At 63.4% G+C, this 632-nt stretch carries 1 protein-coding gene; it reads right to left on the bottom strand.

Annotated features, from left to right (window positions below):
• The coding region (locus BGE01nite_RS28825; RefSeq protein WP_218033133.1) for a Kelch repeat-containing protein at positions 1-632 on the bottom strand (632 nt) is incomplete at both ends.

Here is a 632-nt window from a genome sequence, read left to right as displayed (position 1 = left end):
GGAGGTGGATGCCGTGCCCTGCGTGCCGTAGACACCGTTTTGGTTAGGTGTGCTGCCGCCGCCCATCCAGGCCCAGTTGCCGGTGGCGATCTCATAACGCCACACGTCATTGTAGTAGGACGTGCCCGTGTAGCCGCCGAAGAGCCACAGATTACCCTCGCGATACACACCCGCGGCGCTGCTGCGTGCTCCAGGCGTGTTGCCTGCTGCCGGGGTATTGAGAGTGCCATACACCGCAGCGGCTCCGGTGACGGTGCTGCCCTTCATCCACGTCCAGTTGCCGGTGCCACGGTTGAAGCGCCACAGGTCATTCAGCGAAGCCGCTCCTGTGCCCGTGCCCACGCCGAAGCCACCGAAGAGCCAGAGATTGCCATTGGCATCTGTCCAGGTCGTGCCGGTATGGCGGGAGCCGGGGCTGTTCGCCGCAGCCTCCACGGTGATCGCACCGTAGACACCAAAGTTGTTAGGCGTGTTGTTGCCCTTGCGCCAGATCCAGTTGCCGATCGTGCGGTCATACTGCCAGAGATCATTCTGGTAGCGCGGCGGACTGGTGACAGCCGTGGCATAGCCATAACCGCCGAACATCCACAGGCTGCCGTCCTGGCCAAGCCAGTTCATGGCACCCTGGCGTG

This window comes from Prosthecobacter gellanilyticus, from assembly GCF_007992435.1.
Taxonomy (GTDB): domain Bacteria; phylum Verrucomicrobiota; class Verrucomicrobiia; order Verrucomicrobiales; family Verrucomicrobiaceae; genus Prosthecobacter; species Prosthecobacter gellanilyticus.
This window is presented reverse-complemented; position numbering and strand designations above follow the sequence as displayed.